This is a genomic window from Pseudomonas sp. Irchel s3f7, assembly GCF_900187615.1.
In the GTDB taxonomy this organism is placed as follows: Bacteria; Pseudomonadota; Gammaproteobacteria; order Pseudomonadales; family Pseudomonadaceae; genus Aquipseudomonas.
Map to the genome: position 1 here is coordinate 2,131 of NZ_FYDO01000059.1, position 3,384 is coordinate 5,514.

General features: G+C 51.1%; 2 rRNA genes. Both read left to right on the forward strand.

Annotated features, from left to right (window positions below):
- The first annotated feature begins 195 nt into the window (after positions 1–195).
- Positions 196–3,087, forward strand: a 23S ribosomal RNA gene (locus tag CKW19_RS28075).
- Positions 3,088–3,238: 151 nt separating this feature from the next.
- Positions 3,239–3,354, forward strand: a 5S ribosomal RNA gene (rrf, locus tag CKW19_RS28080).
- The last annotated feature ends 30 nt before the right edge of the window (positions 3,355–3,384 follow it).

Genomic DNA, 3,384 nt, shown 5'->3' on the forward strand with positions numbered 1-3,384 from the left:
CGTGAATGTTGATTTCTAGTCTTTGACTAGTTCGTTCTTTAAAAATTTGGGTATGTGATAGAAAGATAGACTGAACGTTACTTTCACTGGTAACGGATCAGGCTAAGGTAAAATTTGTGAGTTGCTCTTAGGAGCTCAATCGAATTTTCGGCGAATGTCGTCTTCACAGTATAACCAGATTGCTTGGGGTTATATGGTCAAGTGAAGAAGCGCATACGGTGGATGCCTTGGCAGTCAGAGGCGATGAAAGACGTGGTAGCCTGCGAAAAGCTTCGGGGAGTCGGCAAACAGACTTTGATCCGGAGATGTCTGAATGGGGGAACCCAGCCATCATAAGATGGTTATCTTGTACTGAATACATAGGTGCAAGAGGCGAACCAGGGGAACTGAAACATCTAAGTACCCTGAGGAAAAGAAATCAACCGAGATTCCCTTAGTAGTGGCGAGCGAACGGGGACTAGCCCTTAAGTGGCTTTGAGATTAGCGGAACGCTCTGGAAAGTGCGGCCATAGTGGGTGATAGCCCTGTACGCGAAAATCTCTTAGTCATGAAATCGAGTAGGACGGAGCACGAGAAACTTTGTCTGAATATGGGGGGACCATCCTCCAAGGCTAAATACTACTGACTGACCGATAGTGAACTAGTACCGTGAGGGAAAGGCGAAAAGAACCCCGGAGAGGGGAGTGAAATAGATCCTGAAACCGTATGCGTACAAGCAGTGGGAGCCCACTTTGTTGGGTGACTGCGTACCTTTTGTATAATGGGTCAGCGACTTATTTTCAGTGGCGAGCTTAACCGAATAGGGGAGGCGTAGCGAAAGCGAGTCTTAATAGGGCGTCTAGTCGCTGGGAATAGACCCGAAACCGGGCGATCTATCCATGGGCAGGTTGAAGGTTGGGTAACACTAACTGGAGGACCGAACCGACTACCGTTGAAAAGTTAGCGGATGACCTGTGGATCGGAGTGAAAGGCTAATCAAGCTCGGAGATAGCTGGTTCTCCTCGAAAGCTATTTAGGTAGCGCCTCATGTATCACTGTAGGGGGTAGAGCACTGTTTCGGCTAGGGGGTCATCCCGACTTACCAAACCGATGCAAACTCCGAATACCTACAAGTGCCGAGCATGGGAGACACACGGCGGGTGCTAACGTCCGTCGTGAAAAGGGAAACAACCCAGACCGTCAGCTAAGGTCCCAAAGTTATGGTTAAGTGGGAAACGATGTGGGAAGGCTTAGACAGCTAGGAGGTTGGCTTAGAAGCAGCCACCCTTTAAAGAAAGCGTAATAGCTCACTAGTCGAGTCGGCCTGCGCGGAAGATGTAACGGGGCTCAAACCATACACCGAAGCTACGGGTATCACTTAGGTGATGCGGTAGAGGAGCGTTCTGTAAGCCTGTGAAGGTGAGTTGAGAAGCTTGCTGGAGGTATCAGAAGTGCGAATGCTGACATGAGTAACGACAATGGGTGTGAAAAACACCCACGCCGAAAGACCAAGGTTTCCTGCGCAACGTTAATCGACGCAGGGTTAGTCGGTCCCTAAGGCGAGGCTGAAAAGCGTAGTCGATGGAAAACAGGTTAATATTCCTGTACTTCTGGTTATTGCGATGGAGGGACGGAGAAGGCTAGGCCAGCTTGGCGTTGGTTGTCCAAGTTTAAGGTGGTAGGCTGGAATCTTAGGTAAATCCGGGATTCTAAGGCCGAGAGCTGATGACGAGTGTTCTTTTAGAACACGAAGTGGTTGATGCCATGCTTCCAAGAAAAGCTTCTAAGCTTCAGGTAACCAGGAACCGTACCCCAAACCGACACAGGTGGTTGGGTAGAGAATACCAAGGCGCTTGAGAGAACTCGGGTGAAGGAACTAGGCAAAATGGCACCGTAACTTCGGGAGAAGGTGCGCCGGTGAGGGTGAAGGACTTGCTCCGTAAGCCCACGCCGGTCGAAGATACCAGGCCGCTGCGACTGTTTATTAAAAACACAGCACTCTGCAAACACGAAAGTGGACGTATAGGGTGTGACGCCTGCCCGGTGCCGGAAGGTTAATTGATGGGGTTAGCTAACGCGAAGCTCTTGATCGAAGCCCCGGTAAACGGCGGCCGTAACTATAACGGTCCTAAGGTAGCGAAATTCCTTGTCGGGTAAGTTCCGACCTGCACGAATGGCGTAACGATGGCGGCGCTGTCTCCACCCGAGACTCAGTGAAATTGAAATCGCTGTGAAGATGCAGTGTATCCGCGGCTAGACGGAAAGACCCCGTGAACCTTTACTATAGCTTTGCACTGGACTTTGAATTTGCTTGTGTAGGATAGGTGGGAGGCTTTGAAGCGTGGACGCCAGTTCGCGTGGAGCCAACCTTGAAATACCACCCTGGCAACTTTGAGGTTCTAACTCAGGTCCGTTATCCGGATCGAGGACAGTGTATGGTGGGTAGTTTGACTGGGGCGGTCTCCTCCTAAAGAGTAACGGAGGAGTACGAAGGTGCGCTCAGACCGGTCGGAAATCGGTCGTAGAGTATAAAGGCAAAAGCGCGCTTGACTGCGAGACAGACACGTCGAGCAGGTACGAAAGTAGGTCTTAGTGATCCGGTGGTTCTGTATGGAAGGGCCATCGCTCAACGGATAAAAGGTACTCCGGGGATAACAGGCTGATACCGCCCAAGAGTTCATATCGACGGCGGTGTTTGGCACCTCGATGTCGGCTCATCACATCCTGGGGCTGAAGCCGGTCCCAAGGGTATGGCTGTTCGCCATTTAAAGTGGTACGCGAGCTGGGTTTAGAACGTCGTGAGACAGTTCGGTCCCTATCTGCCGTGGACGTTTGAGATTTGAGAGGGGCTGCTCCTAGTACGAGAGGACCGGAGTGGACGAACCTCTGGTGTTCCGGTTGTCACGCCAGTGGCATTGCCGGGTAGCTATGTTCGGAATAGATAACCGCTGAAAGCATCTAAGCGGGAAACTAGCCTCAAGATGAGATCTCACTGGGACCTTGAGTCCCCTGAAGGGCCGTCGAAGACTACGACGTTGATAGGTTGGGTGTGTAAGCGCTGTGAGGCGTTGAGCTAACCAATACTAATTGCCCGTGAGGCTTGACCATATAACACCCAAGCAATTTGCGTCGAAAGGCCAGATTGCGGTGTGTGAAGACGAAACGAACCGAAAGTTCGAAATACTCACAAAACACCAAGCTGTCACATACCCATTTTGCTGAAGCGCGGCCAGCTGGCCACGGTTCGGTACCCGAATTTCTTGACGACCATAGAGCATTGGAACCACCTGATCCCATCCCGAACTCAGCAGTGAAACGATGCATCGCCGATGGTAGTGTGGGGTTTCCCCATGTGAGAGTAGGTCATCGTCAAGATTAAATTCCGAAACCCCAATTGCGAAAGCA